The sequence below is a fragment of the Pantoea allii genome (assembly GCF_002307475.1).
In the GTDB taxonomy this organism is placed as follows: domain Bacteria; phylum Pseudomonadota; class Gammaproteobacteria; order Enterobacterales; family Enterobacteriaceae; genus Pantoea; species Pantoea allii.
The window spans coordinates 206,246-228,201 of sequence record NZ_NTMH01000034.1; the positions used below are offsets into that span (position 1 = coordinate 206,246).

Below are 21,956 nucleotides of genomic sequence, written 5' to 3' on the forward strand. Positions count from 1 at the left end.
ATGATCAAAATTTATTTAGTTATATCCTAAGAGATTCATCTGAAATGCATTTAATGCAAAACTGGTCATATTTGGTTGAATTGACTGTGTTTTATTCAATGCATACGATTAATCGACAATTTTTATTACGTTCATAGACAATCTGCATTGTTGTTCCTGCCTGCGAGAGGTCTATAATTTCTCTTTTGTGCAACCCCGTTCGCTCAGGAGGCCGTTATTAATACTTATCGCCAGCAACTCAATGCATTCGAAGAGAATCGTGCCGGGGCGGAAGTTGAGTATCAATACGATCCCCATGAACTGAAGCTGGACCGCATGCAGGATTCTGAACCTGAGCCAGAGCTGATCGAAGGCTTACCGGCTCCGGATGCGCTGACGCCTGCCGATCGCTATCTTGAGCTGTTTGAAGCCGTCCAGATGTCGGGCATTTTCGAGGACAGCAAAACCTTTCCCGATTGTTCGCCCAAGTATGATCCACTGGATGTTCTGATGCGCTATCGCCGTCAAAAGCGCAGCAAGGACTTCGATCTGTCGCGTTTCGTTACTGAGCATTTTTATATGCCAGGCATTAACGAAAGCTTTTACGTCTCAAATCCCGATAAAACGCTCAACGAGCATATCGACGATCTGTGGCCGGTTCTGACCAAAATGCCGCAGCAGCATATGCCGCACTCCTCGTTGCTGCCGCTACCTAAGCCCTACGTGGTGCCCGGCGGACGCTTCGGTGAAACCTACTATTGGGATTCCTACTTCACCATGCTCGGCCTGGCTGAATCGGGCCGTGACGATTTGTTGCGTCATATGGCGGACAACTTCGCCTGGCTGATCGATAACTACGGTCATGTGCCAAACGGTAACCGTACCTATTATCTCAGCCGTTCACAGCCACCGGTGTTTGCCTTGATGGTGGAGCTGTTTGAAGAGGACGGCGTGCAGGGTTCACAGCGCTATCTGGATCAACTGATGAAAGAGTATCAGTTCTGGATGGACGGTGCGGGCTCGCTGATGCCAAACCAGGCTTACCGCCATGTAGTCCGTATGCCTGACGGCTCGTTGCTGAACCGCTACTGGGATGACCGGGATACCCCGCGCGATGAGTCCTGGATCGAAGATGTGGAAACGGCTCGTCTTTCAAAGCGCCCGGCAAGCGAAGTTTATCGGGATCTGCGCGCAGGTGCCGCGTCCGGATGGGATTATTCGTCGCGCTGGCTACGTAATCCCAAACGCCTGGCGAGCATTCGTACCACGCAGTTTATCCCCATCGACCTCAATGCGTTGTTATACAAGCTTGAGTTGATGATAGCCACGCTGTCTCATGCCAAAGGCGAAGAGCTTACCGCCCTGGCCTGGCAGAAAAAGGCCGAGGCGCGCAAGCGGGCAATTACCCGCTATTTATGGGACAGCACGGCTGGTGTGTTCCGCGATTACGACTGGCGTCGTGCACGCTTCGGGGCCTTTACCGCCGCCGCCGTGGTGCCGTTGTTTGTCGGTCTGGCTACGCCTTACCAGGCACACCTACAGGCTATCGCCCTGCGTCACCTGCTGCTCAGTAACGGCGGCCTGCTCACCTCAATGGTGGAAAGCGGTGAACAGTGGGACAAACCGAACGGCTGGGCCCCTATGCAGTGGATGGCCGTCGTCGGCCTGAATAACTACGGGGAAGAGACGCTGGCGAATGAAATTGCCGTTAACTGGCTGAACACGGTGAATAACTTCTATCAGTTGCACCATAAACTGGTAGAAAAGTACGATATCAGCGGCGATCGAGCCCGTCCGGGCGGCGGAGGCGAATATCCGTTACAGGACGGGTTTGGCTGGACAAACGGGGTAACGCGTCGTCTGATGGCGATGTATGGCCACCTGATGGCTGATTAACCGCCAGCCGTACCGAACAGACGCAAAAAAGCCGGGAATCTGTCCCGGCTTTTTTTATACCCGTCAGCGCGTAGTCACGTTATTTCTTCGCTTCTACACCTGGCTGGGCTGAGCGCTGCAGGAACTGTTGAGTTACCTCCGGCAAATGCTGGAACAGCCATTCAGCCATCGCAATTTCCTGGTCGCGAATCTCTGTCAGCACTCTGACACCTTCGCTGTCGCCGACCTGCTCCGCTGCCGCGATGAGACTGGTGTAACTGGCAATCTCTGCGTTTTCGAACACATAGCCGCTCATTGCGCCTTTCACGACTTCGTCAGGGGTAAACATACCGCCAATCGCCTGCCCCATTGCCGCCATTTTTCCCATCACGTCTTTCATAATGGAATGGTCAATATCGTGGCGTTCCAGCAGTTGCTCCAGCAGCCTGAGCTGATGTTTGGTTTCATCCAGATGCTGTGCCAGGCGCTGCTCCAACGCCGGATAATGCTCCAGACGGCCCGCCATTTTACTCAGCATGCTCTCAGCCTGCTTTTCCATGGCGTGAGCATCACGAAGCCAGTCATGATAATTTTCAATCGCCGTCGTCATTTTGATGCTCCTTTAACCTTACTGATAGCCTGTGCAACGCCGGTCAGTTTTTCATCGGTCTGTTTTTCTTCCTCAAGCGTTTGAGCCAGCAGCTTTGCCGCTTTGGTGTAGCCCAGCTTCAGTGCCAGCGCATGCAGGGTGCCGTAGGTAGCAATCTCATAATGCTCAACTTTCTGCGCCGCCCCGATCAATCCCTGATCGCGTACTTCACCCTTTTCAACAGACTCAATAATCTCCTGCGCTTCTTCCACCAGCCCTTCAAGCGCATGACACTTCATACGTTTAATTTTAACCTCGGGCGTGATGTCGACTAATTCATCAAGACGCTCAATTTGCCCGCGTGTCTCTTCAAGATGTTGATTGAACGCAGCGATAAGATTTTCATCACTGGCTGCGCGGGCCATTTTTGGCAGCGCCCGGGCTATCTGTTTTTCAGCACTGTAAACATCTGACAGGTCATGGATGAAAAGATCATTTAACGTTTTAACAGTCATAAAAAGCGCCTCATTATTTAAACAGCCACACCGTAATTTCAGCGCAGCAACCGTAAATCTCACTCTCATATAACCTTAGTGTAATTAGCGGAAATTGCGTTTAACTTTGCACAAACCCACAGCAAAAGTAGCATTACCGATGCAATTTTTCTTTTACTACCAGTCATTTACTTCTTTTAATTTATCTTCGGTCAAAGAATGATTTTTCATCAATAACGACAAACCTGTACAAAAAATCAATAAACCGTACAACTTAATCCACGCTTTAAATAAAAACGTTCCGCCCGCTGGACTCAGGTTCCATTTTTTTAAATTTGTGATTTTTTTGATATCGGACGACAAGATAAAAAAATACCGGAAAGGAATTTCCTTTCCGGCAAGATTAACGCAATCTCACACCAGAGATGATTGACACAACGAATTACACTGGAAGGTTTATCTGTTTCGAAGAAACATTAAGCTTTTCAGTGCGCAAAGATAATGATTAAGTCTTTGTTAATTAAGCATTAACTCCGGCGACTGACTTTACCACCTTTACGACCTGCTTCAATAGCGCGTTGCGGATCGTTCTTAAAGTTTCCACCGCTGTTTTGACCACCTTTACGTCCCGCTTCTGCTGCACGTTCTTTGTCTGCAGCAAAATTACCCGCCCCACCACGATATTGCGTCATTCTGTGTTCTCCTCAAATTTCATTATTCAAACAGCACAGTTGAAGTTACATCAGCTAAAGGGTGCCAGAAATAAATGTAGTCATAAAACGTACCTTATCAAGCATGATGTTTGAGAAAAGGCATCACATTTCTGGTCATGGTTTGTGAAGAACTTCCCTCTCATTCTTTAGTGATGAAACTATTTAAAGCAGAAACTTAACTAAACCGCATCAGGTGCCCATTGTGTGACAGCGGCACCTTCCAGCCTGTATTAATCGATCGATTCATTAAAAAGTCCACTCTGTTTTTCTTTTAAAGCGAAGCGTAACAACGTGATGATTGCGCCTGATATCGTCAATCTGATCAATAAATGATCTATTTAACCAGGCGTGATAACGCAAATTCCTTTATCAAAAGATTTCATCGGATGAAAATAAGCGAAGCGGTAAATTCGTTTATTATTAAGATACTGATAAAAAGCAGATCATTTAATAATCAACCAGACATCAATTAGCAAAATGACCGGGTCAGGAAAGAGAGAAAAAGATAAAGAGGGCGTTTTAAATAAGCGAAGCGTAGGAAAATAAAAAAAACGCCCTGACGGGCGTTCTTTTCGGACTATTCTGCCCTGCTACTTTTGCAGGAACGTCAGTAAATCTTGATTAAGCTGATCCTGATGCGTCACTGCAAACCCATGCGGACCCTGGTCATAGATCTTAAGTTCCGAGCCGGTTATCAGCGCATGGGCCAGTTTACCGGTTGCTTCAAAAGGCACGATTTGGTCGTGGCTGCCGTGGATGATTAACGTTGGCACATCGACTTTCGCAAGGTCCGACCGGAAATCCGTTTCAGCAAAAGCGGTAACGCAGTCCAGCGTCCCTTTCAGGGAGGCCATTAACGCAATCGTTAAGGTCTGAGTTAATACACCGTCAGAAACCTGTTGACCGGCGTTCGTGCCATAAAACGGCGCAGCAAACTCGTTAATAAACTGCGCGCGATCCTTGAGTAGCCCCTGTTTAATGCCGTCGAAAACGGCTTTTTCCACCCCTTCTGGGTGATCGTCTGTTTTGCCGAAAATCGGCGTAATCGCACCCAGCAGCACCAGGCTTTTGACTTTAGCGGTACCGTACTTACCGATATAGCGCGACACATCACCGCCGCCCATCGAGAAACCGACCAGCGTTACGTCGCTGAGTTGCAGGTGCTCAATCAGACTATGAATATCTTCAGCAAAGGTGTCGTAGTCATAGCCTTCCCAGGGTTGATCGGAACGCCCGAAGCCGCGACGGTCAAAGGCGATGGCGCGATAGCCCCGTTCAGCCAGAAAGTTAAGCTGGCTATCCCACATATCTGCATCCAGCGGCCAGCCGTGGCTAAAGAGAACCGGCTGACCTTTTCCCCAGTCCTTGTAATAAAGATTAAAGCCATCTTTGCTTTTAAACAGACTCATAAGTGCCTCGCTATGGGTGAAAGTCATGACTCTTCAGGCCAGCGCGAATAACGTTACCGCGACAGCCGTGGCAGAGGGCGATACCTGACAAGTTTGGCAGAGGGGGGAAAATGTTCCAATGCGGAACAGAGGTTTTATTTTGTTGTCACTTAATGTTTTTCTTATCGTTTCCTGTTTCAATGCTTATTGTCCCGTCTTTGTTATTTTCAACTCTCATAATCATTTTTTTATCAATGCATTTATTTTCATTACTATCAAAACACATCATATCTTGTGTTTCAGAGTTAAATACTCTTATATCACCTTTAGGTTTTGATTTGAATCCATCGCCATAATCCCAAATATTCACATACCAATCTCCGTTGCTTGCAGGTTTTGGTATGTCATATTTTTTTCTCAAATATTCTTTATTTTCATTCCACCAGGCGATTTTACCGTTTTCTGTTAGCGGGAAGTTTTTAACTGCAATATTCGAAAAATTTAGCTCTTGATCTACGACGATGATTTCTGTTTTTCGTAAAACTTCCAGGTAAAAACCTACAGCAATTACGATTATGAAAATAGCTATAATATATTTTTTGTTAAGCATTTGAATTGCCTTTGATAGTCACATAAGTTTCCATATCTGTAAAGAATGGTCTAAATCCGAAATTCACAGATCTTTGTAATACAAACCAAGTCTTAAAGAAATAGAACTGGTTGAATTTCCAGTTCCTGACATCATCTTGATCTAAACCAAAATGGTCTTGAACTTTATATTTTATTTTAGCTGTGTATTCGTTTTGACTTATTGCAAGCTCTACAATTGAAATCTCAGTGCTGTATGTATCATGAACCGCTAAACCCAGTCCATTGAAGCTATCCTGAGTTCTTGTGAATTTTGGTAGTATGCTACTTTTAATATTTATCGCTATTTGTGGTATAGCCTCATTAGGGAGTGTTTTTTTATCGTAATTTATATTTTTATCAAGTATTTCTTTTATTCTTTTAAGGCTGCTATTTAAACTTTTATCAGAAATGATATTATGGTTTAGTGCAGCATTCAGGCTCGCATTTTTGAAGCTATTTCCGTTCGACATTTGCATATGATCGAACATCTGTTTAATGATTCCTTTGTAAGGACCAAAAAAAGAGAAAGGAAGCGTTAGTTTTTTTAGATCCTCAAACATCAGTTTCGCACACGTTTGTTTACTAATTTTTTTCCCAGGAGTAGGCGAGTAGAAGCGGCTTTGTGGATGGCTGAAAGGCGTTAAAAGTTCGAGAGTATACGGATTTACTACAGTCGAAACATCCCGAAGGTTCAAACGATTTTGCAGAAATGAATCAGTCAAATCCCCGAATTTCATATCATCAGAATTTGAATCGTTAAATTTTTTCTGTGTCGAATAAACAATTATTGGTTCCATGTTATTTAATCCGTTTAACCTACCAACAAGCCAATGATAAACCATTGCTCATAAAAAAGGCACCCTACAGGATGCCTCTTGCACGTCGTTATGGGTATCAGTCTTTCAGTAGTTTGTGCTCAATCTCTCTTGCCTGTGCAATGTTTGCATCTGTGAGGAAGCGTCTCACCGCCTTTAACCAGATCCTGAAGTGCCTGGGCATAGCTTTCTTTCCGTTCCAGGTATGAAGCTTCACAGCCCCGTCTTCATAAGCAAACATACCTTTAGCCGCTGTAGGAGCGGGCTTTACAGCCTCTTTTGCCTTCTCAGTAGCAGCGGAAGGGATAGTGTTTGAAACGGGCTTAAAACCGCCTAAAGGCGCTTTCAGCAACTCAGGATTCTTACCCTTCTGCACAAAAAGCTTAATCTGACGATTTTTTGCCTTATCTTCATCTTCTTGAGTATGAGTAATGAGTAGAGACGCAAGACGGGTTCCGTTTAACAGCATTTGTTCCAGATCCAGTGGTAAACGACCTCTGCCTGACCACTGCATAACCTGACCATGACTTTCATACTGATACTTAGCTGCTACAGAGACGGGTTCTTTCTGTCTGTTGTTACGAGCTGGAGCATTTGCTGACAGCAACTGAGCAACCTTATTGTCTTCGCTTACCTTAATGCCAGGCCCAGCAACATTTGCGAACAGAGGACGCTACAGATAACCCTCGTGTGACAGCGCTACGCCGCATTTGCCATTTTTCTTGATGCTGTACATAGCCGCATCCGCGCGTGCCAGTGCGCTGTCAAAGTTCTCCGGGTATTCAACCTGAACCACGCCGATGGATGCGCCAATTGAGGCGCTGCCGTTGGCCACTTCAAAAGGCTGTAAGGCTGCCTCCAGGCAAGCGTCGGTGAGCTTCTTTGTGAGCGGATGAGACAACGCAAAAGGAATCAGTAAAACAAATTCGTCGCCCCCCAGACGGCCAATGATGACATTCGCCGGACAGGCCGCGATAAAGCGCTGGCTGAGTTGAATCAGGACATCGTCACCACTGCGATGACCTAAGGTGTCGTTAACATGTTTAAAGTTATCTAAATCAATAAAGGCAATACAAAAGGCTACGTCCGTTTTCATCTCGCGGAAATGGTTGATTAACGCATGGCGATTGGTTAACTGCGTGAGCGGATCGTGCATAGCCAGCGTGGCCAGTTGTTCTTCGTACTGTTTCTCTTTGGTCATATCAATGTGGGTGCCCGTCACTTTAGTGGGCCTTCCCTGCTCATCCCATTCGCTGACACGACCGCGATCCAGTACCCAGGTAATTTTGCCCGTTTTGCCAATCATGCGATGCAACGCCTCATAGAAAGGCGCTTTCCCATCAATATGATCGTAGAAAGCCTTTAACACATCGCTGGCGTCGTCCGGATGCAGGTAGGATTTCCATACATCGAAATGCGCACCGACCTCTTTAGGCTGAAAGCCCAGCATCGATCCCCAGCGTCGGTTAAAGATAACCAGCTTGCCGCTGGGAATATCCAACTGCCACAGACACAACCCCGTGCCGTCCAGTGCGGCGCTTAATTTATTACGGGCATCGTGCGCAATACGCTTTAACCGTGCGTTATGTTTTTTTAAATTCGCGATTTGCTGCCGCAGGGCTTCTTCAGACATAGGGATAACTGGAAAGGGAAATGTCTATTTTGCCAGTGCTATACATTGTGTAAAGCAGCATGTTGAAAAGACGATGAGACGCGGACAAAACCGGCGTCGACAGGATTTCTCACCCTTAACGGCGTCAGAAACAGCACACGACAAAATCTTAAGGGATAACGTCAGGGCGTTTACATTGTCCCGGCGAGCCTCAGGTTGGTCACAGAGGTATCGCGTGAAGTGTTGGTCAGATGTCAGCCTGTACGTTTTCATCTATAGAAAGCTTTGCTTTTTTAAAGAACAGGCGGCCTGTAACAACAGCATTCTGATAACCACTTGATATGTAATCATAAATAAAATCATAAAATGTAACGCTGACATGTTTATGCAAACTCATAATCACACTTAAATATCTTCCGGGTGTTAAGTAAAGACGTCAGCACGACATCAAGGAGATAAATGATGAACCCGTTAATCACGCTTTCTTTTCACGGTACTCAGTGTAAAAATCAGTCACAACAAGATTCCCATCTCACCGACGCGCTTTTTTTAGGCGATATGTTTTTCGCTCATAATAATGACAACGAACATCATGTAAAAAATTATGGATTACATGGCGCTGCGCCCGGCCATTTCTGTGTAAGAAATGCTGTGCTGGATAATCATTTCCACACTAGCCAAAAAGGGGCAGCGATATATATCTGACCACCACCGCGCATTATTTTTGCCAATCAGTAATAACCCGTAAGAAGGCAATATCGATGTAATCAATGACGTTAGCACCTTTCGGATGCATAAATGCAGAGGATAACTATCATGAAAAAGATGATTATTAACTCAATGATTGTAGCCGTACTCGTTTTTACCGGCGGTGCCGCAGCCGCAGAATCATTCAAAGACAGCCATACGTTAAATAACGAAGTCGTGTCTGCGCAGGCCGCACAGGCGATGAATGACATTCAGCTTTCTCGCAATGCGTTATTTAATGGCCAGACGCAGCAGGCTAAAACGCTGGCGACCCAGGCTGAAACGTATCTTAAAGATAATAGCGTGGACTGGACCAGGTATATTCGCTACGACAAAAAGGCCCCAATAACAGGTGATAACTATATTCGTATAGGCTCGGACGTCTCGGTTTCTGAAGATTATCAACTTTCCAAACAGAAAAATGACGCGATCGATCAAGCCAACCAGCATATTAAGGCGGGAGATAAACAAGGCGCGCTCAATGCGTTGAAACTGGCAGGGGTTGCCGTTACCGAAACGCAGGAACTCATGCCGTTGCAGCAAACCGAAAATGACGTTTCCAACGCGCTTGCCATGATGAAACAGGATAAGTACTACCAGGCAGGCATGTTGCTGAAATCAGCAGAAGAGGGGGTCATTTACGACACCCAAACCTATTCAGAAAGCCCTGTTAACCCAACCATGCATCACACCCAAACGGGTACCCATGCTCAGCCAGGTAATAAAGGATAACCATCCTTTTTAATAAAGTTACGTTATTAAATAACGCTGCCGCTTTCATTATTCAGGATGAAAGCGGCAACGTACATCTATAAATACACTATAAGATAATCTGCTTATCTCTTGTTGCGCATAAGTATTACGAATACATCCCACTTCATAAAAAAAGAAATGACTTTTTCACTGAACAAACCATCTTTTCTGCTTATTCGAATTTATTTAAACGAACGCTGCCGCGCGATACACTTTTTCAAACAACGCTCCAGCACCCTGTCCTTTCTATTGATAACCAATGAAATTACTTTTTAACTAAACTAAAGGATAGTTTTCTAAAAAAAAAGACTTCAGGTTATAAACTGCAATTCATCTTTGCCGATAAACGAAGTGTAATGGCTTTAATCACAAAAATAATAAGATCACTTATCGGGGAAAAACATGAAAATCACAACTGGCCGTAAAATCGCTTTAGCGTTCGGCATCATCGTCATCGTCTCGCTGATTGGCAGCAGTTTGTCGATCACTAACTTTCTTAAACTGCGCCAGGCCAACACCTGGAACGTCCACAGTTACCAGGTCATGAGCGTCAGCGACAGCATGCTGACCGATATGATTAATATGGAAACCGGCGTGCGTGGGTTTGTTGTCTCTGGCAATGACAACTTTCTGGCACCGTTTAACAGCGGTAAAACCGCTTTCGATCAGAAGTACAGCCAGCTACGCTCAATGACTGCGGATAACGCCGAGCAGCAGCAAAGGCTGGCATCACTGCTTGAATTGCATAAAAGCGTTCAGGGCGTAGATGAGCAACTGATCGCCTTACGCCGCGAGGTGAACAGCGGCAAGCAACCATTGGAGACCCTGACGCATTTCTTTCAGGAAGGCCGCGATAAAGCGTTTATGGATCGCTATCGCGCCATCGCTGCTGAATTCAACGGTGCAGAAGCCACACTGTTAGCCAAACGTTCTGCAGAGGTAAACAGTCTGGCCTTTGCCACCAAAATGACGCTGAGTCTGGCAGGTATCACCACCATTCTGCTTTCCATCATTCTGGGCACCATTATTACGCGCAGTATTATCCGCGCACTGGGCGGCGAGCCAAAAGCGGCTGCCGATATTGCCGGGATGATTGCGCAGGGTAACCTGACCGTGGAGATCGCCGTTCCGGTCAAAGGACAGAGTAGCCTGATGGGCTCTCTTGAAGCCATGCGCATGCAGTTAGTCACCATCGTCAGCGGTATCCAGTCCTCTGCTGAGCTGATCAACAATTCAGCGAGCGAAATCGCGCAGGGCAATGTCGATCTGGCCCAACGTACTGAAGAGCAGGCCGCGGCGCTTGAACAAACGGCTGCCAGTATGGAACAACTTACCGCTACCGTGCGTCAGAATACCGATAATGCGCGTCATGCGAATACACAGGCCGACACAACGTCACACGTGGCGACGCAGGGCGGTGATGTGGTGAAACAGGTTGTTGAGACCATGCGCTCCATTTCAGAAAGCTCAGGCAAAGTGGCAGAAATCATTTCGGTCATCGAAGGCATTGCTTTCCAGACCAATATCCTGGCGCTGAACGCCGCGGTTGAAGCCGCAAGAGCGGGTGAAGGTGGACGCGGATTTGCCGTTGTCGCCGGTGAGGTGCGTTCGCTGGCCTTACGCAGTTCCACTGCTGCCAAAGAGATCAAAGATTTGATCACTCAGTCGGTTGAACATGTGGCAAAAGGCTCAGGACTGGCCCGCCAGGCCGGTAATACGATGGAAGAGATCGTGAAATCGGTGCAGGGCGTGACGACGATTATGGGCGAAATCACCATCGCTTCCGATGAGCAGAGCAATGGTATCGGTCAGGTCAGCATTGCCGTCAGCCAGATGGACCAGGTGACCCAGCAGAACGCCGCTCTCGTTCAGCAGGTTTCTTCTGCCGCACAAGGTATGCTGGAGCAAACGGTGATGTTGCGCGACGCGGTTTCCATCTTCCGCATCGAAAAAAGCGCTAACCTCGCTACCCCGGCTTTCCGCTAACCGGCACGCTTTTATTCTGCATGCCTGAGTCATCACAGAGCCCGGACCCGCTAACCGCTGGCCCGGGCCTGTCTTAACGCTTGCGCCGATCATGCCTGTTGCCCCACGCGTTCCCCGCGTATCCCTTGCCAAAAAAAGCGTTTTAAAAACCCCCAATGACCACTAAAGTGAGCATAACCTTACTCACAACGGGCGCAACTATGTTTACGAAAACCTATCAGGTTGACGAAAAGCACATTGATTTTCAGGGCGTGGTGGATGGACTTTACTATCCGTTTTATATGGAATGGACACGTCACGCATTTATGAAAGAGCACCTTGGCGTCGATCTTGAAGAAGAGTTTGCCGCAGGCCGAATTCATATGCTACTTGAGTACTCGCTGCGCTTTAAAAAGAGCCTGAAAAAAGGCGATGAAATGCAGGTCACCTGCGCGCTGGCCGCCAATGAAAAACGCAACCGCGTTAACTTCATCCAACAAATTCTGGTAAACAATGTGGTGTACGCCGAGGCGGTTTTTACCGGCACCTGTCTGGAAAATGGTCGCCCGTCCATCCCGGAATTTTTGCGCAGTGCGATCCCGGATAATCCGTCGTAACGCGGCCTCACTCTGCCGCATTGCAACGACGTCCGCCGCACGCGGATGCTGTTAAGGCCGTCACCTCATCGGTGAGGCGCATGCCCTCTGTTGTCTCCACTGCATGTCCTTGATGAATAGCGTGACGCGCCTCACTGCTCTGTTTCGATATGACCGAAATGTGACCTAAATATGACACACGCGATGCCGATAACCTTAGTGGACCCGAGTCGATCGGCCTCCCTTTAAACGGGTCGTTGTCTCTCCACTACGTGGTCAAAATCTTTTGACCTTTTAACGGCTATAAATGGAGAGATCTATGTTTTCCCTCACGCGTTTACTACCAGGCAAAATTTCGCTGGCCGTGTCAGATGATCAAAATAACATTCAGGCGATAAAGGCCTGTAGCGGTTGGATCGAATTTACCCCAGAGGGGATCATTCTCTCGGCCAACCCGGCCTTTCTGGCCGTGACCGGCTATCAGCTTAACGAAATCACCGGACAGCACCATCGCATGTTCTGTAAGCCAGAGTTCGTCCACTCCCGTGAATATGGCCAGTTCTGGGAAAGACTGGCATCCGGGCAGTCGTTCAGCGGCATCTTCGAACGCTACAGAAAAGACAAAAGCCTGCTCTACTTGAGCGCCAATTATTTCCCCGTGAAAGACAAACACGGCACCGTTAAAAAAATCATCAAAATCGCCAATGACATTACCGACAGGCATGAAGAGCTGACGCACAAAGAAGCCATTATTACTGCGCTGAATAATACAATGGCGACGATTGAATTTACTCCGCATGGTGACATCATCAATGCGAACGAAAACTTCCTCGCGCTGATGGAGTACGATCTTGCAGAAATCAAAGGCAAGCATCACCGTATGTTCTGCTTCGATGCGTTCTATAAAGAAAACCCGGATTTCTGGAATAAAATTCAGCATGGCCGGTCCTTTACCGGACGTTTCGAAAGGGTAACTGCGTCAGGGAAGCGCGTCTGGCTTGAAGCCAACTACAATCCGGTTAAAGATGCCTCGGGGCACGTGTATAAAGTGATTAAGCTGGCTTCCGATATCACCGAACGCGTGGAAACGGCGAAGCAGGTTGCCGATATCGCCATGAGCACGTCTGAAAAAACCTCTCATATCACCGTTAATGCAAACGATGTACTGAGCCAAACGGTGCGTAACGCGGAATCAATGGCCTCGCAGGTCAATGCGGCAGCGGCAATCAGTGACAAACTGAATTACTCGGCCAAAGACATCAAAGAGATTGTCTCCACCATAAACAACATTGCCGGACAAACTAATATTCTGGCGCTGAATGCCGCAATTGAAGCCGCACGTGCGGGCGAAGCGGGACGCGGTTTTGCCGTCGTGGCGGAAGAAGTCAGACGTCTTGCCGCCTCAACCTCTCAGGCGACGCAGAAAATCAGCAAGGTGGTTGAAGAAAATACTAATCTTATTGATGAGATGTACCGACAGCTCGATGAAATCAACCACTTTCTCACCACAGAAAACGACAAGATCACAAATCTCTCAGACAATATTCAGGAAATTTTTAGCGGGGTAAAAGAGTTCGTCACCGTGATTCACAGGCTGGATGTGTAATCGAAAAGCGCCAGTATCGATAATATGCTGACCGCTTGCGTCAGCGGCGCGCCTGGTCAGGCCATCCTGAAAAGACGACCATCATTCCCTCAGCGCAGAGCGGCTCACGCGTCAGCCCTTATCACATTGTGATGCCGCCCGCTGCCATCGGCTCCCTTTATCGATGTCGGAGCAACCCGTTCAATTCTGCTTTCCCGCCCATCGGGTCATCGTATGGTCACAGACTTCGCGTAGCCTGCTTGATCATTTGCACATATTTTTATCGGGCAGGCTGCCTGTGCAACGCTGGTACGCCGGTTAAAGGGTTGGTCTGCAATGATGCATAGACCAGAGGCACGCACAGTTGCCGCCTCAATCCCGTTCGCGCATGCATGACACTTTTGAGTGCGTTTGCCGGACGATTCGCTGATAGAGGGGGAGCACCATGACAACACGGAGAACACTTTTGAAAGGAACGCTGTTGACGCTGGCCGGAATGGCCACCTCCATGAGCCGGGCTGCCGACCATTTGCCGAACGACACAGGCAGAAAATTTGCGGCTGACGGGCGCGTACTGCCGTTTCGGGGCAACACGATTATTTGTCATCTGCCACAGCAAGAAAAAGATTCTGACGCGTTTGATGCGCTACTGGATATTTACCGCGCATTACCGGCTGAACCCTGGGCGCGCAACGTCACGGCACTGCCGCCATCCAGCTATCATATGACGGTCTTCGGTGGCGCAAACGACAAGGCTCGCCGCTACCCGTTATGGCCAGCAGGGCTTCCACTCGATATGCCGATAGAGGAATGCGATCGCATCCTGGCCGATCGGCTGCGGCAATTTCGCCTGGGTGAGGATGCATCGCCCTACCGTATGTGCGTTGATCCGGCAGAGCCGTCCGCGAAGGAAAAGCCGCTGACGCTTCGCCTGCTGTCAGCCGATGAGGATACCGAAACCCGCCTGCGCCGTTTGCGCGATCGGCTATCGCAGGTGACTGGCATTCATGAGCCAGACCATGAGCGTTACGGTTTCCACATCACCCTGGGTTATCAGTTCGCCCCCCTGACCGACGACGAGGACGCCGCATGGCGACGTTCGCTGGCGGCATGGAAAACAACCATTGCCCAACGTGTCCCGGTGATAACCCTGGGTAATCCTGAGTATTGCCTGATGAACGATATGTTCGCATTCAAGCGCCAGTTTTATCTGACATAAACGGACGCGCGTCTGCAACAGGCAAGCCAGGCGCGGCTGAAAATGCCGCCGCCCCCCCCCAACCAGGCATACCGGCAAAGCACGTTTATAATGACCTGGCCCGCCCGACTTGCCCGGCTCTTTACGCCCGCTCGTATCGGCTGAATCGTTACAACGCTAATCCTGTTAACCGCCGTAATCGTCACCTTTCTCATTTTTATCTGTGACCCGGCGCACAGTGCTGGGGCATTTGTGGATTCTTTTTCCAGCAGGTGAGGCGAATCACGTTTCGGTTAAGTGCAAATCAGTAAATTCCCTTAACGACTGAAAAAACGATTCAGCTTAAGGAAGGAAAGATGAAGACTAAAATCGCACTTGCCGTATTCGCCGTGATGATATCGGGTTCCGTGTCAGCAAAAACCTGGGTGCTGACGAGTGCTGAACAAGGCACAGACAAAGGAAACTGGCAAATAACCAGCAGCGAGCTGAAGTTGCAGGGCAAACCGTTCAGCATCGAACAGAAAGTCCTGCACGGCGGTAAACAAGAAGGCAGTAAAATCCTTGAGATTCGCAGTCAGGATGGCCTGACTATCACGCTGATCCCCACCCGAGGAATGAACCTGCTGCGAGTAGAAGGTTTTGGCACCCGGCTGGGCTGGGATTCCCCCGTGAAAGAGGTGGTGAACCCGGCTTACATCAATCTTGAAAGCCGAAATGGCCTGGGTTGGCTGGAAGGTTTCAACGAAATGATGGTGCGCTGCGGCTATGAATGGACCGGACATCCGGTGAACGACAAAGGGCGCATTTATACGTTGCACGGTAAAGCGGGTAATACACCGGTATCCCAGCTTGAAGTCGAGGTAGCCGATGCGGCTCCGCATGAGATTCGTATTCGGGGTTTGATCAAAGAGAGCACGTTCAAAAAAGCGGATCTCCAGACGCTTACCGAACTGCGCTATGTGCCAGGCAGCAACCAGTTCAGCCTGCATGACGTGCTGACTAACCATTCAGATTACCCGCATGATTACGAGATTATTTATCACAGCAACTTTAGTACGCCGATTCTGGAAGAAGGCGCTCGTTTCCTCGCCCCGATGTCGAGCATCAGTCCGTTTAATGATTACGCCAAAGCGGGTTTGAAAAACTGGCAAACCTATCAGGGACCGACCAAAGACTTTGATGAAATGGTGTTTAACATCAAGCCGCTTTCCGACAAGGATCATCACACGGTCGCTGCCGTCGTCAATAAAGCCGGAAACAAAGGCGCCTCCATCCAGTTTGATACCCAACAACTGCCACTGCTGACTTTGTGGAAAAATACCGACACGCTGAAACAAGGTTACGTCACCGGTATTGAACCCGGCACCAACTATGCTTATCCGGTGACCGTTGAACGTGAACAGAAGCGGGTGAAACAGCTGGCGCCAGGAGCAAGTACGGCGTTTGATCTGACCTATACGCTATTGCACAACAGCGAGCAGGTTAATGCAGTTGAAAAACGCATTAAGGCGATTCAGGGCGACACGAAGATTGATGAGAATGCTACGCCAATAGCGACAGAGTAAAACATCCTGCCTCTCTGCCGGGAAGTTTGTCCTCTCTCAGAGCGGACAGATGATGAATCACACTGACGGGCATGATTGCCCGTCAGTGCTTCAACGAAGCCTGGGCGCGTTTACTTCGACGCCCTGTTGGCTGTTCCTCATAATGCTGTTTCTGCGAACCGAAGATGCATGAGATATCATCGATAAATCAGCAGGTTAAACCTCACAGGCGAGGCACTTTACCTCAAAGAATGTTGAATCAGTTGGATACTGTTTTTAATTTCATGCTGAATCTTGTTCTCATCCCAGTCCGCCAGTTCTGGCGCAAAAGGTTCAAAGGCATAAATGCCTTTATAGCCTCGTTCTTCAAGCTGTTTAACCTGGCGACAGGTGAACAGGCGATCTTCCGGCGTTAACATTATGCGCTCGGCATCGGTCAGGCTTTCACGCGGACGTTTGTCCTCCACGCCCGACAGGTGAACCAGACCGATTTGGGCGATATCCACCTGGCTGAATTCGGCGTCAGCATCGGGATAGAGATGATGATGGAAGGTATCGATTAATAATTTAAAGGGAACATGGGCATCGCGAATAAGATTCTGCGCCTGCGCTGCTGAACGCAGCGAGCTTTGTGGAAAGCCCAGCGGCTCAACCAGTCCGGTTATTCCATAGGTCGCGAACAGCGGTGCCACATCGCGCAGCGCGTTTACTGTTACCTCTGGCGCAACCGACGAGCCGTCGTTCAGGGGACAAAGCACCAGCGAACGCGCGCCCACCGCTTTCGCATCAGCCAGTAAGGACTCGGTCAGTTGGCGAACCTGTTCCGTACGCTGATTGAAGGGATAAACGGCGTTTATGGTAATAATGTCAATGCCATAGCGTTCAGCCAGTGCGCAAACCTGGGCAGCACTCAGGTTGTCCATCACTTTACCGCTGGGCAAGTCGTTACGAAGTTCAACCTTATTCAACCCCAAACCGTTCACCAGTCTGAAGAAGGCTTCAATGCTCAGCGAGGGGGCGATCTTTCTGTTGATACAAAAACGTTCTGCGGCGATGGTCATGCGACTCTCCTGAACCCGGTAACATCAAGCGAACCCAACGGGATAATGAAAATATTTATTTCATTTTATATTAAAAGGAAAATAAATTTCTTTGATGACTCTCGCAAAATACGTTAACGCCTGGTTAGAAACCTCAGAAAACAAAGAACAAAACCCGCCATTTCCCTTAATTAACAACAGAATATTCACCATTCTTCGCCTGACAAAAAACCGGCAGGTTCACGTGGAAAAATGCACCCCTGATGAAATGGAAATTTCATTTAAATGCCCTTTAAGCACCCTGCGAGGACAGCGACAGTCAGGTGTGAATCTTTTACCGATGTCAGGCAGTACCTGATTATCGCGGGTTAGGTTATTAGTGGAGAGCAACCATCCAGCCATTATAGTGTGGTCATCGGGGCGATAGCCTGCGCGCCGTTGACGGTTGGGCGACCAGAATAGTTGAAGCAACGGGCGACATCGTCCGGCCTCGCCGCGCTTTGCCGGGCAACGGAAGCGACGGGCAGCCGCTCCATAACAATGACGTCAAACCGCATTGAGGCGGCATTTGTGAGCATGTCGTTTTGTGTGCCTTGCCGGGCCGGGTCATCGATCTGAGCGCGTTCCGCATGGGGGCAGTGATCGCCCTTACATGGACTTTACATTCCAGAATTAATTTAAATGAAATATAAATTTAAACAGTGCGAATGCGCTGTCACTTTTTCCTCTGCGCCTGGCGCGCGCGGCCGTTATGACGTGCCAATGCATCCCAATAAGCAGCCTGTCTGAAGTGGTATTTTTATTTTAGAATTCAAAATAATGCCGCATTCCTCGATCTTTCATGCGTATGCATTGCTCACCTGGCAGGCACTGCGCCCCCGCATCCCCGCCGGAATAGCAGTAGAGTTTGATCGCCCTCGCAAAATGAAATCTTTCTTCTGTATTATGGTTTAATGAAAAATATGTTTGCCTATAATCGGGCATTATCCAGATTAAGGTACAACCTCTTCACTGCGTCAAGGCAAACACCGCCTGACAGAGCAAGGGGCCGGGCGACAGGCTACTACCGATCAAAACAGGAATGAGCAAAATGGGCAAAGTGAGACTGACAATGGCGCAGGCGCTGGTTACGTTCCTTGATAATCAGTATCTGAAAGTGGATGGTGAAGAGCTCAAATTTGTTAAAGGCATTTTCGCTATATTCGGGCACGGTAACGTGCTGGGACTGGGTCAGGCGCTGGAGCAGAACTGCGGCGATCTGCGGGTGTTCCAGGGGCGTAACGAACAAGGGATGGCACATGCGGCAACCGGGTTTGCGAAGCAATCTCTGCGTCGTCAAATCATTGCCTGCACCTCTTCTATCGGCCCTGGTGCGGCCAATATGATTACCGCAGCAGCCACGGCCACAGCAAACCGCATTCCTTTATTGCTCCTGCCCGGTGACACTTTTGCAACACGGCAGCCCGATCCCGTGCTGCAGCAAATCGAGCAGAGCCACGATCTCAGTATCAGCACTAACGACGCGTTTCGCCCGGTAAGCAAATACTGGGATCGCATTACTCGCCCGGAACAACTGATGAGCGCCTGCCTTAATGCGATGCGCGTTCTGACCGATCCCGCTGAAACCGGCGCGGTCACACTCTGTTTGCCTCAGGATGTGCAGGGCGAAGCCTGGGACTATCCAGAGTCCTTTTTTGCCCGACGGGTGCACGTGTTAGATCGTCGTCCGGCCAGTCAGGCGCAACTGGATGACGCTATTGCTGCTATTAAAGCAAGCCAAAAGCCGCTGATCGTCTGCGGCGGTGGGGTGAAGTACGCGGGCGCAGGCCAGGCATTGATGCATTTTGCCAGCCGTTACGGTATCCCGTTTGTCGAAACCCAGGCGGGTAAAGGCACCGTTGTCTCATCACACCCTTTTAACGCGGGCGGTGTCGGAGAAACCGGCTGTCTGGCCGCCAACCAACTGGCGAAAGAGGCCGATCTGGTTATCGGCATCGGTACGCGCTTCAGCGACTTTACCACCTCATCGAAATGGATTTTCCAACATCCGTCCGTCCGCTTCCTGAATATCAACGTCAGTAATTTTGATGCCTGGAAACTGGATGGTATGCCGCTTCTGGCCGATGCGCTCACGGCGCTCAACACGCTGGATGCGGTGCTGGAAAAAGAAACCTGGCGCGCCAGTTGGGGCGACCGTATTGCCGAGCTGCTCACTCAACAGCACAAAGAAACTCAGCGTGTCTATCAGGCAGTATGGAAGGAAACGTCTTTCGTGCCTGAAATCGACGACCATCTGGATCGCGAGTCAGTCTACCGAGAATTTCGTCAATTAACCGACTCAACCCTGACACAAAGCAGCGTACTGGGCGTCCTCAACGAGGTGCTTCCCGAAGAATCGGTGATTGTGGCCGCAGCGGGAAGTCTGCCGGGCGATTTGCAACGTGTCTGGCGCACCCGGGCCGAAAATACCTATCACGTCGAGTACGGTTACTCATGTATGGGTTATGAAGTCAGCGCCGCGCTGGGCGTAAAACTGGCACAGCCGCAAAGCGAGGTCTATGCGCTGGTGGGCGACGGCTCTTTTATGATGCTGCACTCCGAGCTCGTCACATCGCTGCAGGAAGGCGCGAAGATTAATATCGTGCTGCTCGATAACATGACTAACGGATGTATTAACAACCTGCAAATGGAACACGGCATGAACAGTTTCTGCACCGAGTTCCGCTACCGCTCCCCGGAAAATGGCCGACTGACCGGTGGCCTCGTTCCCGTCGATTTTGCCGCAATTGCAGCGGGCTATGGCTGCAAGACCTGGCGAGTCACCAGCCTTGATGAACTGCGTCAGGCGCTCGATGCCTCGCGCCACGAAGCGGGCAGCACACTGATTGATATTAAAGTGTTGCCGAAAACGATGGTGCACAAATATGGCAGTTGGTGGAACGTTGGCGTCGCGCAAACGGCGCTTTCGGAACGGATTCGCAAGGTTGCCAAACAGATCAATGAAAAACGCGCGCAGGCGCGCGATTACTGAGTGCCGTCCTGATCCTGAAGCCTGTGAACATGTGGGCGTAAGATCATGGCGTTACGCCTCGGTGTCACAGGTGCTGGCCTCATCGGTAAAGAACGTATTCGCCGTCCCTCAGCCTGGGATGGCTATGCTGCATCTGTTGCGGCCGATGCCAGCCTGAAAACAGCGGAAACTGGCGAAACGGTAAGCGTTACGCTGCCTGAACGCCACTCTTTTTATCAGCGTTAAGCGCTGGCCTACCATCCATTTTTACTGACAGGTAACAATGATGAAAATTGCATTTGACGTAGACGTGATAAAAGATCTGGGCGTAACCCGGATGGTGCACCAGGTCGCGGATTGGGGTTATAAGTACATCGAGCAGTCGCCGCATCCCCAGATCAATCCTTTCTATAAACATCCGCGCGCCAGCCGTGAAATCATTACGGAATATAAGCGGGCGCTGAATGAAACCGGTTTAGAGATATCTTCATTTATTTGTGTTTATCGCTGGTCGGGGCCTGATGAACTGCGTCGTCAGGCCGCCGTGAAAAACTGGAAGCGCCTGGTTGAAATCGCCGTCGAGATGGGCGTGCAGGTCATTAATACCGAATTCTCCGGCGATCCAAATCAACCAGAAATCTGCGACGAAATGTTCTATCGCTCGATGGAAGAACTGTTGCCTGTTTTTGAACGCGAGGGCATTCGTGTTGAGATTCAGGCTCATCCGTGGGATTTTTGCGAAGAGAACGACGGGACGGTCGACGTAGTGAAATCGTTTCGCAGCGATAACGTCAAATATATCTACAGCGTGCCGCACACCTTCTTTTACGACCAAGGAATCGGTGACGTCGCAAGAATGTTGCGCTATGCCGGTGACGATCTGTCCCACGTGCTCATCGCTGACACCATGAACCACACCAGGCACTGTCGTTATATCGTTAATCCTCCGGGTGTAGATGCCACCATCCACCAGCATGTTGCCGTAGGTGAAGGTGAAGTGGATTTCGACGCGCTGTTCCGTACCCTGCGCGAAATGAAATTCGCCGAGAAGACCTTCAACGTCGGCGGTGAATCTATCGTGGCCGCGTCCCTTTTTGGTTATCCGGAAAAGATGAAGTACCAGGCTGTGGAAACGCGTGAATTGATTGAACGCGAATTGCTCGGTCACCAGGATACCTCAGCAGTATAACGGTAAGACGTTCGGTAAAGAGCAAGCGGGCTCATGACAAGGATGTCATTGATTTTCTCATGTATTCCGCTGACCAAAAGCGTCTGGCAAAAAGGCATCAAGCGCTGGAGAGGCAAGAGCACAGTTACGCTCGCTCAGCCGGCAGGCAACGCACACCACTCTCGGGATGAAAAGTGGGCACAGCATCGTTGATAACAACCGTCGTGCGTAAGCGCCTCTTACCACCTGACACTG

Annotated in this window: 20 protein-coding genes and 1 pseudogene; 11 read left to right on the forward strand and 10 right to left on the reverse strand. The window is 49.3% G+C overall.

Annotated elements, in window-relative coordinates; all coding sequences use genetic code 11:
- Positions 1-216: 216 nt before the first annotated feature.
- On the forward strand, positions 217-1,875 hold the full coding sequence (locus CMR03_RS14115; protein WP_096011810.1) for an alpha,alpha-trehalase: 1,659 nt from the start codon (positions 217-219) through the stop codon (positions 1,873-1,875).
- Positions 1,876-1,954: 79 nt separating this feature from the next.
- Here CMR03_RS14115 and CMR03_RS14120 read toward each other — a convergent pair whose 3' ends face one another.
- The 8 genes from CMR03_RS14120 to CMR03_RS14160 all read right to left on the reverse strand — a co-directional run bounded on the left by CMR03_RS14120 (position 1,955) and on the right by CMR03_RS14160 (position 8,116).
- Positions 1,955-2,464: a ferritin-like domain-containing protein gene (locus tag CMR03_RS14120; RefSeq protein ID WP_063880867.1), complete on the reverse strand. Its 510-nt coding sequence runs from the start codon at positions 2,462-2,464 to the stop codon at positions 1,955-1,957.
- Positions 2,461-2,958, reverse strand: coding sequence for a YciE/YciF ferroxidase family protein (locus CMR03_RS14125; protein WP_096011835.1), 498 nt, complete (start codon positions 2,956-2,958; stop codon positions 2,461-2,463). The genes CMR03_RS14120 and CMR03_RS14125 overlap by 4 nt, the downstream gene beginning before the upstream one ends.
- Before the next feature lie 506 nt (positions 2,959-3,464).
- Entirely contained in the window at positions 3,465-3,629 is a 165-nt protein-coding gene (locus tag CMR03_RS14135) for a con-10 family general stress protein (RefSeq protein ID WP_006118264.1), read from the reverse strand.
- A 611-nt stretch (positions 3,630-4,240) separates the two neighbouring features.
- The gene (locus CMR03_RS14140; protein WP_096011812.1) at positions 4,241-5,059 is read right to left on the reverse strand and encodes an alpha/beta fold hydrolase; all 819 of its coding nucleotides are present in this window, start codon (positions 5,057-5,059) and stop codon (positions 4,241-4,243) included.
- 145 nt (positions 5,060-5,204) lie between these two features.
- Positions 5,205-5,648 (reverse strand): DUF943 family protein, encoded by a 444-nt coding sequence (locus CMR03_RS14145; RefSeq protein WP_096011813.1) that lies wholly within the window; start codon positions 5,646-5,648, stop codon positions 5,205-5,207.
- Complete coding sequence (locus CMR03_RS14150) at positions 5,641-6,465, reverse strand: DUF3289 family protein (protein WP_167385753.1); 825 nt, start codon at positions 6,463-6,465, stop codon at positions 5,641-5,643. Before CMR03_RS14150 ends, CMR03_RS14145 begins: the two co-directional genes overlap by 8 nt.
- 97 nt (positions 6,466-6,562) lie before the next feature.
- On the reverse strand, positions 6,563-7,090 hold the full coding sequence (locus CMR03_RS14155; protein ID WP_158087004.1) for a hypothetical protein: 528 nt from the start codon (positions 7,088-7,090) through the stop codon (positions 6,563-6,565).
- A 66-nt stretch (positions 7,091-7,156) separates the two neighbouring features.
- Positions 7,157-8,116, reverse strand: coding sequence for a sensor domain-containing diguanylate cyclase (locus CMR03_RS14160; RefSeq protein ID WP_096011816.1), 960 nt, complete (start codon positions 8,114-8,116; stop codon positions 7,157-7,159).
- Between the two features lie 438 nt (positions 8,117-8,554).
- On the opposite strand from CMR03_RS14160, the gene CMR03_RS14165 reads away from it, so the two are divergent.
- From CMR03_RS14165 to CMR03_RS14195, 7 genes are all read left to right on the forward strand, one after another.
- Positions 8,555-8,800, forward strand: a complete 246-nt coding sequence (locus tag CMR03_RS14165) for a hypothetical protein (protein WP_241568448.1) — start codon at positions 8,555-8,557, stop codon at positions 8,798-8,800.
- A gap of 111 nt (positions 8,801-8,911) precedes the next feature.
- Positions 8,912-9,574 carry a YfdX family protein gene (locus CMR03_RS14170; RefSeq protein ID WP_096011817.1) on the forward strand — a complete coding sequence of 221 codons (663 nt, stop codon included), beginning with the start codon at positions 8,912-8,914 and terminating at the stop codon, positions 9,572-9,574.
- A gap of 423 nt (positions 9,575-9,997) precedes the next feature.
- Complete coding sequence (locus CMR03_RS14175) at positions 9,998-11,581, forward strand: methyl-accepting chemotaxis protein (RefSeq protein ID WP_096011818.1); 1,584 nt, start codon at positions 9,998-10,000, stop codon at positions 11,579-11,581.
- Positions 11,582-11,781: 200 nt separating this feature from the next.
- On the forward strand, positions 11,782-12,177 hold the full coding sequence (locus CMR03_RS14180) for an acyl-CoA thioesterase (RefSeq protein WP_063880873.1): 396 nt from the start codon (positions 11,782-11,784) through the stop codon (positions 12,175-12,177).
- Between the two features lie 298 nt (positions 12,178-12,475).
- On the forward strand, positions 12,476-13,762 hold the full coding sequence (locus CMR03_RS14185; RefSeq protein WP_096011819.1) for a methyl-accepting chemotaxis protein: 1,287 nt from the start codon (positions 12,476-12,478) through the stop codon (positions 13,760-13,762).
- A gap of 445 nt (positions 13,763-14,207) precedes the next feature.
- The gene (locus CMR03_RS14190; protein WP_244181379.1) at positions 14,208-14,960 is read left to right on the forward strand and encodes a DUF1868 domain-containing protein; all 753 of its coding nucleotides are present in this window, start codon (positions 14,208-14,210) and stop codon (positions 14,958-14,960) included.
- A gap of 335 nt (positions 14,961-15,295) precedes the next feature.
- The gene (locus CMR03_RS14195; protein WP_063880876.1) at positions 15,296-16,504 is read left to right on the forward strand and encodes an aldose 1-epimerase family protein; all 1,209 of its coding nucleotides are present in this window, start codon (positions 15,296-15,298) and stop codon (positions 16,502-16,504) included.
- A 218-nt stretch (positions 16,505-16,722) separates the two neighbouring features.
- On the opposite strand, the gene CMR03_RS14200 is transcribed toward CMR03_RS14195, so the two are convergent.
- Both CMR03_RS14200 and CMR03_RS25240 read right to left on the reverse strand, forming a co-directional pair.
- The gene (locus CMR03_RS14200; protein ID WP_096011821.1) at positions 16,723-17,544 is read right to left on the reverse strand and encodes a TIM barrel protein; all 822 of its coding nucleotides are present in this window, start codon (positions 17,542-17,544) and stop codon (positions 16,723-16,725) included.
- 380 nt (positions 17,545-17,924) lie between these two features.
- Positions 17,925-18,101 (reverse strand): hypothetical protein, encoded by a 177-nt coding sequence (locus tag CMR03_RS25240; protein WP_158087005.1) that lies wholly within the window; start codon positions 18,099-18,101, stop codon positions 17,925-17,927.
- Positions 18,102-18,613: 512 nt separating this feature from the next.
- Here CMR03_RS25240 and iolD point away from each other — a divergent pair.
- The 3 genes and pseudogenes from iolD (at position 18,614) to CMR03_RS14220 (ending at position 21,722) form a co-directional block, all read left to right on the forward strand.
- Entirely contained in the window at positions 18,614-20,554 is a 1,941-nt protein-coding gene (iolD, locus tag CMR03_RS14210; protein WP_096011823.1) for a 3D-(3,5/4)-trihydroxycyclohexane-1,2-dione acylhydrolase (decyclizing), read from the forward strand.
- Between the two features lie 93 nt (positions 20,555-20,647).
- Positions 20,648-20,779: pseudogene (locus CMR03_RS14215) on the forward strand (inositol 2-dehydrogenase); the annotation flags it as partial.
- A 40-nt stretch (positions 20,780-20,819) separates the two neighbouring features.
- Positions 20,820-21,722, forward strand: coding sequence for a sugar phosphate isomerase/epimerase family protein (locus CMR03_RS14220; RefSeq protein WP_096011824.1), 903 nt, complete (start codon positions 20,820-20,822; stop codon positions 21,720-21,722).
- Positions 21,723-21,956: the final 234 nt, after the last annotated feature.

Coding starts and splice junctions, on each gene's coding strand:
- CMR03_RS14165 (WP_241568448.1), top strand. CDS start 8,555: ATGATGAACCCGTTAATCACGCTTTCTTTTCACGGTACTCAGTGTAAA.
- CMR03_RS14140 (WP_096011812.1), bottom strand. CDS start 5,059: ATGAGTCTGTTTAAAAGCAAAGATGGCTTTAATCTTTATTACAAGGAC.
- CMR03_RS14125 (WP_096011835.1), bottom strand. CDS start 2,958: ATGACTGTTAAAACGTTAAATGATCTTTTCATCCATGACCTGTCAGAT.
- CMR03_RS14220 (WP_096011824.1), top strand. CDS start 20,820: ATGAAAATTGCATTTGACGTAGACGTGATAAAAGATCTGGGCGTAACC.
- CMR03_RS14150 (WP_167385753.1), bottom strand. CDS start 6,465: ATGGAACCAATAATTGTTTATTCGACACAGAAAAAATTTAACGATTCA.
- CMR03_RS14160 (WP_096011816.1), bottom strand. CDS start 8,116: ATGTCTGAAGAAGCCCTGCGGCAGCAAATCGCGAATTTAAAAAAACAT.
- CMR03_RS14180 (WP_063880873.1), top strand. CDS start 11,782: ATGTTTACGAAAACCTATCAGGTTGACGAAAAGCACATTGATTTTCAG.
- CMR03_RS14175 (WP_096011818.1), top strand. CDS start 9,998: ATGAAAATCACAACTGGCCGTAAAATCGCTTTAGCGTTCGGCATCATC.
- CMR03_RS14195 (WP_063880876.1), top strand. CDS start 15,296: ATGAAGACTAAAATCGCACTTGCCGTATTCGCCGTGATGATATCGGGT.
- iolD (WP_096011823.1), top strand. CDS start 18,614: ATGGGCAAAGTGAGACTGACAATGGCGCAGGCGCTGGTTACGTTCCTT.
- CMR03_RS14145 (WP_096011813.1), bottom strand. CDS start 5,648: ATGCTTAACAAAAAATATATTATAGCTATTTTCATAATCGTAATTGCT.
- CMR03_RS25240 (WP_158087005.1), bottom strand. CDS start 18,101: ATGCTCACAAATGCCGCCTCAATGCGGTTTGACGTCATTGTTATGGAG.
- CMR03_RS14135 (WP_006118264.1), bottom strand. CDS start 3,629: ATGACGCAATATCGTGGTGGGGCGGGTAATTTTGCTGCAGACAAAGAA.
- CMR03_RS14185 (WP_096011819.1), top strand. CDS start 12,476: ATGTTTTCCCTCACGCGTTTACTACCAGGCAAAATTTCGCTGGCCGTG.
- CMR03_RS14120 (WP_063880867.1), bottom strand. CDS start 2,464: ATGACGACGGCGATTGAAAATTATCATGACTGGCTTCGTGATGCTCAC.
- CMR03_RS14200 (WP_096011821.1), bottom strand. CDS start 17,544: ATGACCATCGCCGCAGAACGTTTTTGTATCAACAGAAAGATCGCCCCC.
- CMR03_RS14170 (WP_096011817.1), top strand. CDS start 8,912: ATGAAAAAGATGATTATTAACTCAATGATTGTAGCCGTACTCGTTTTT.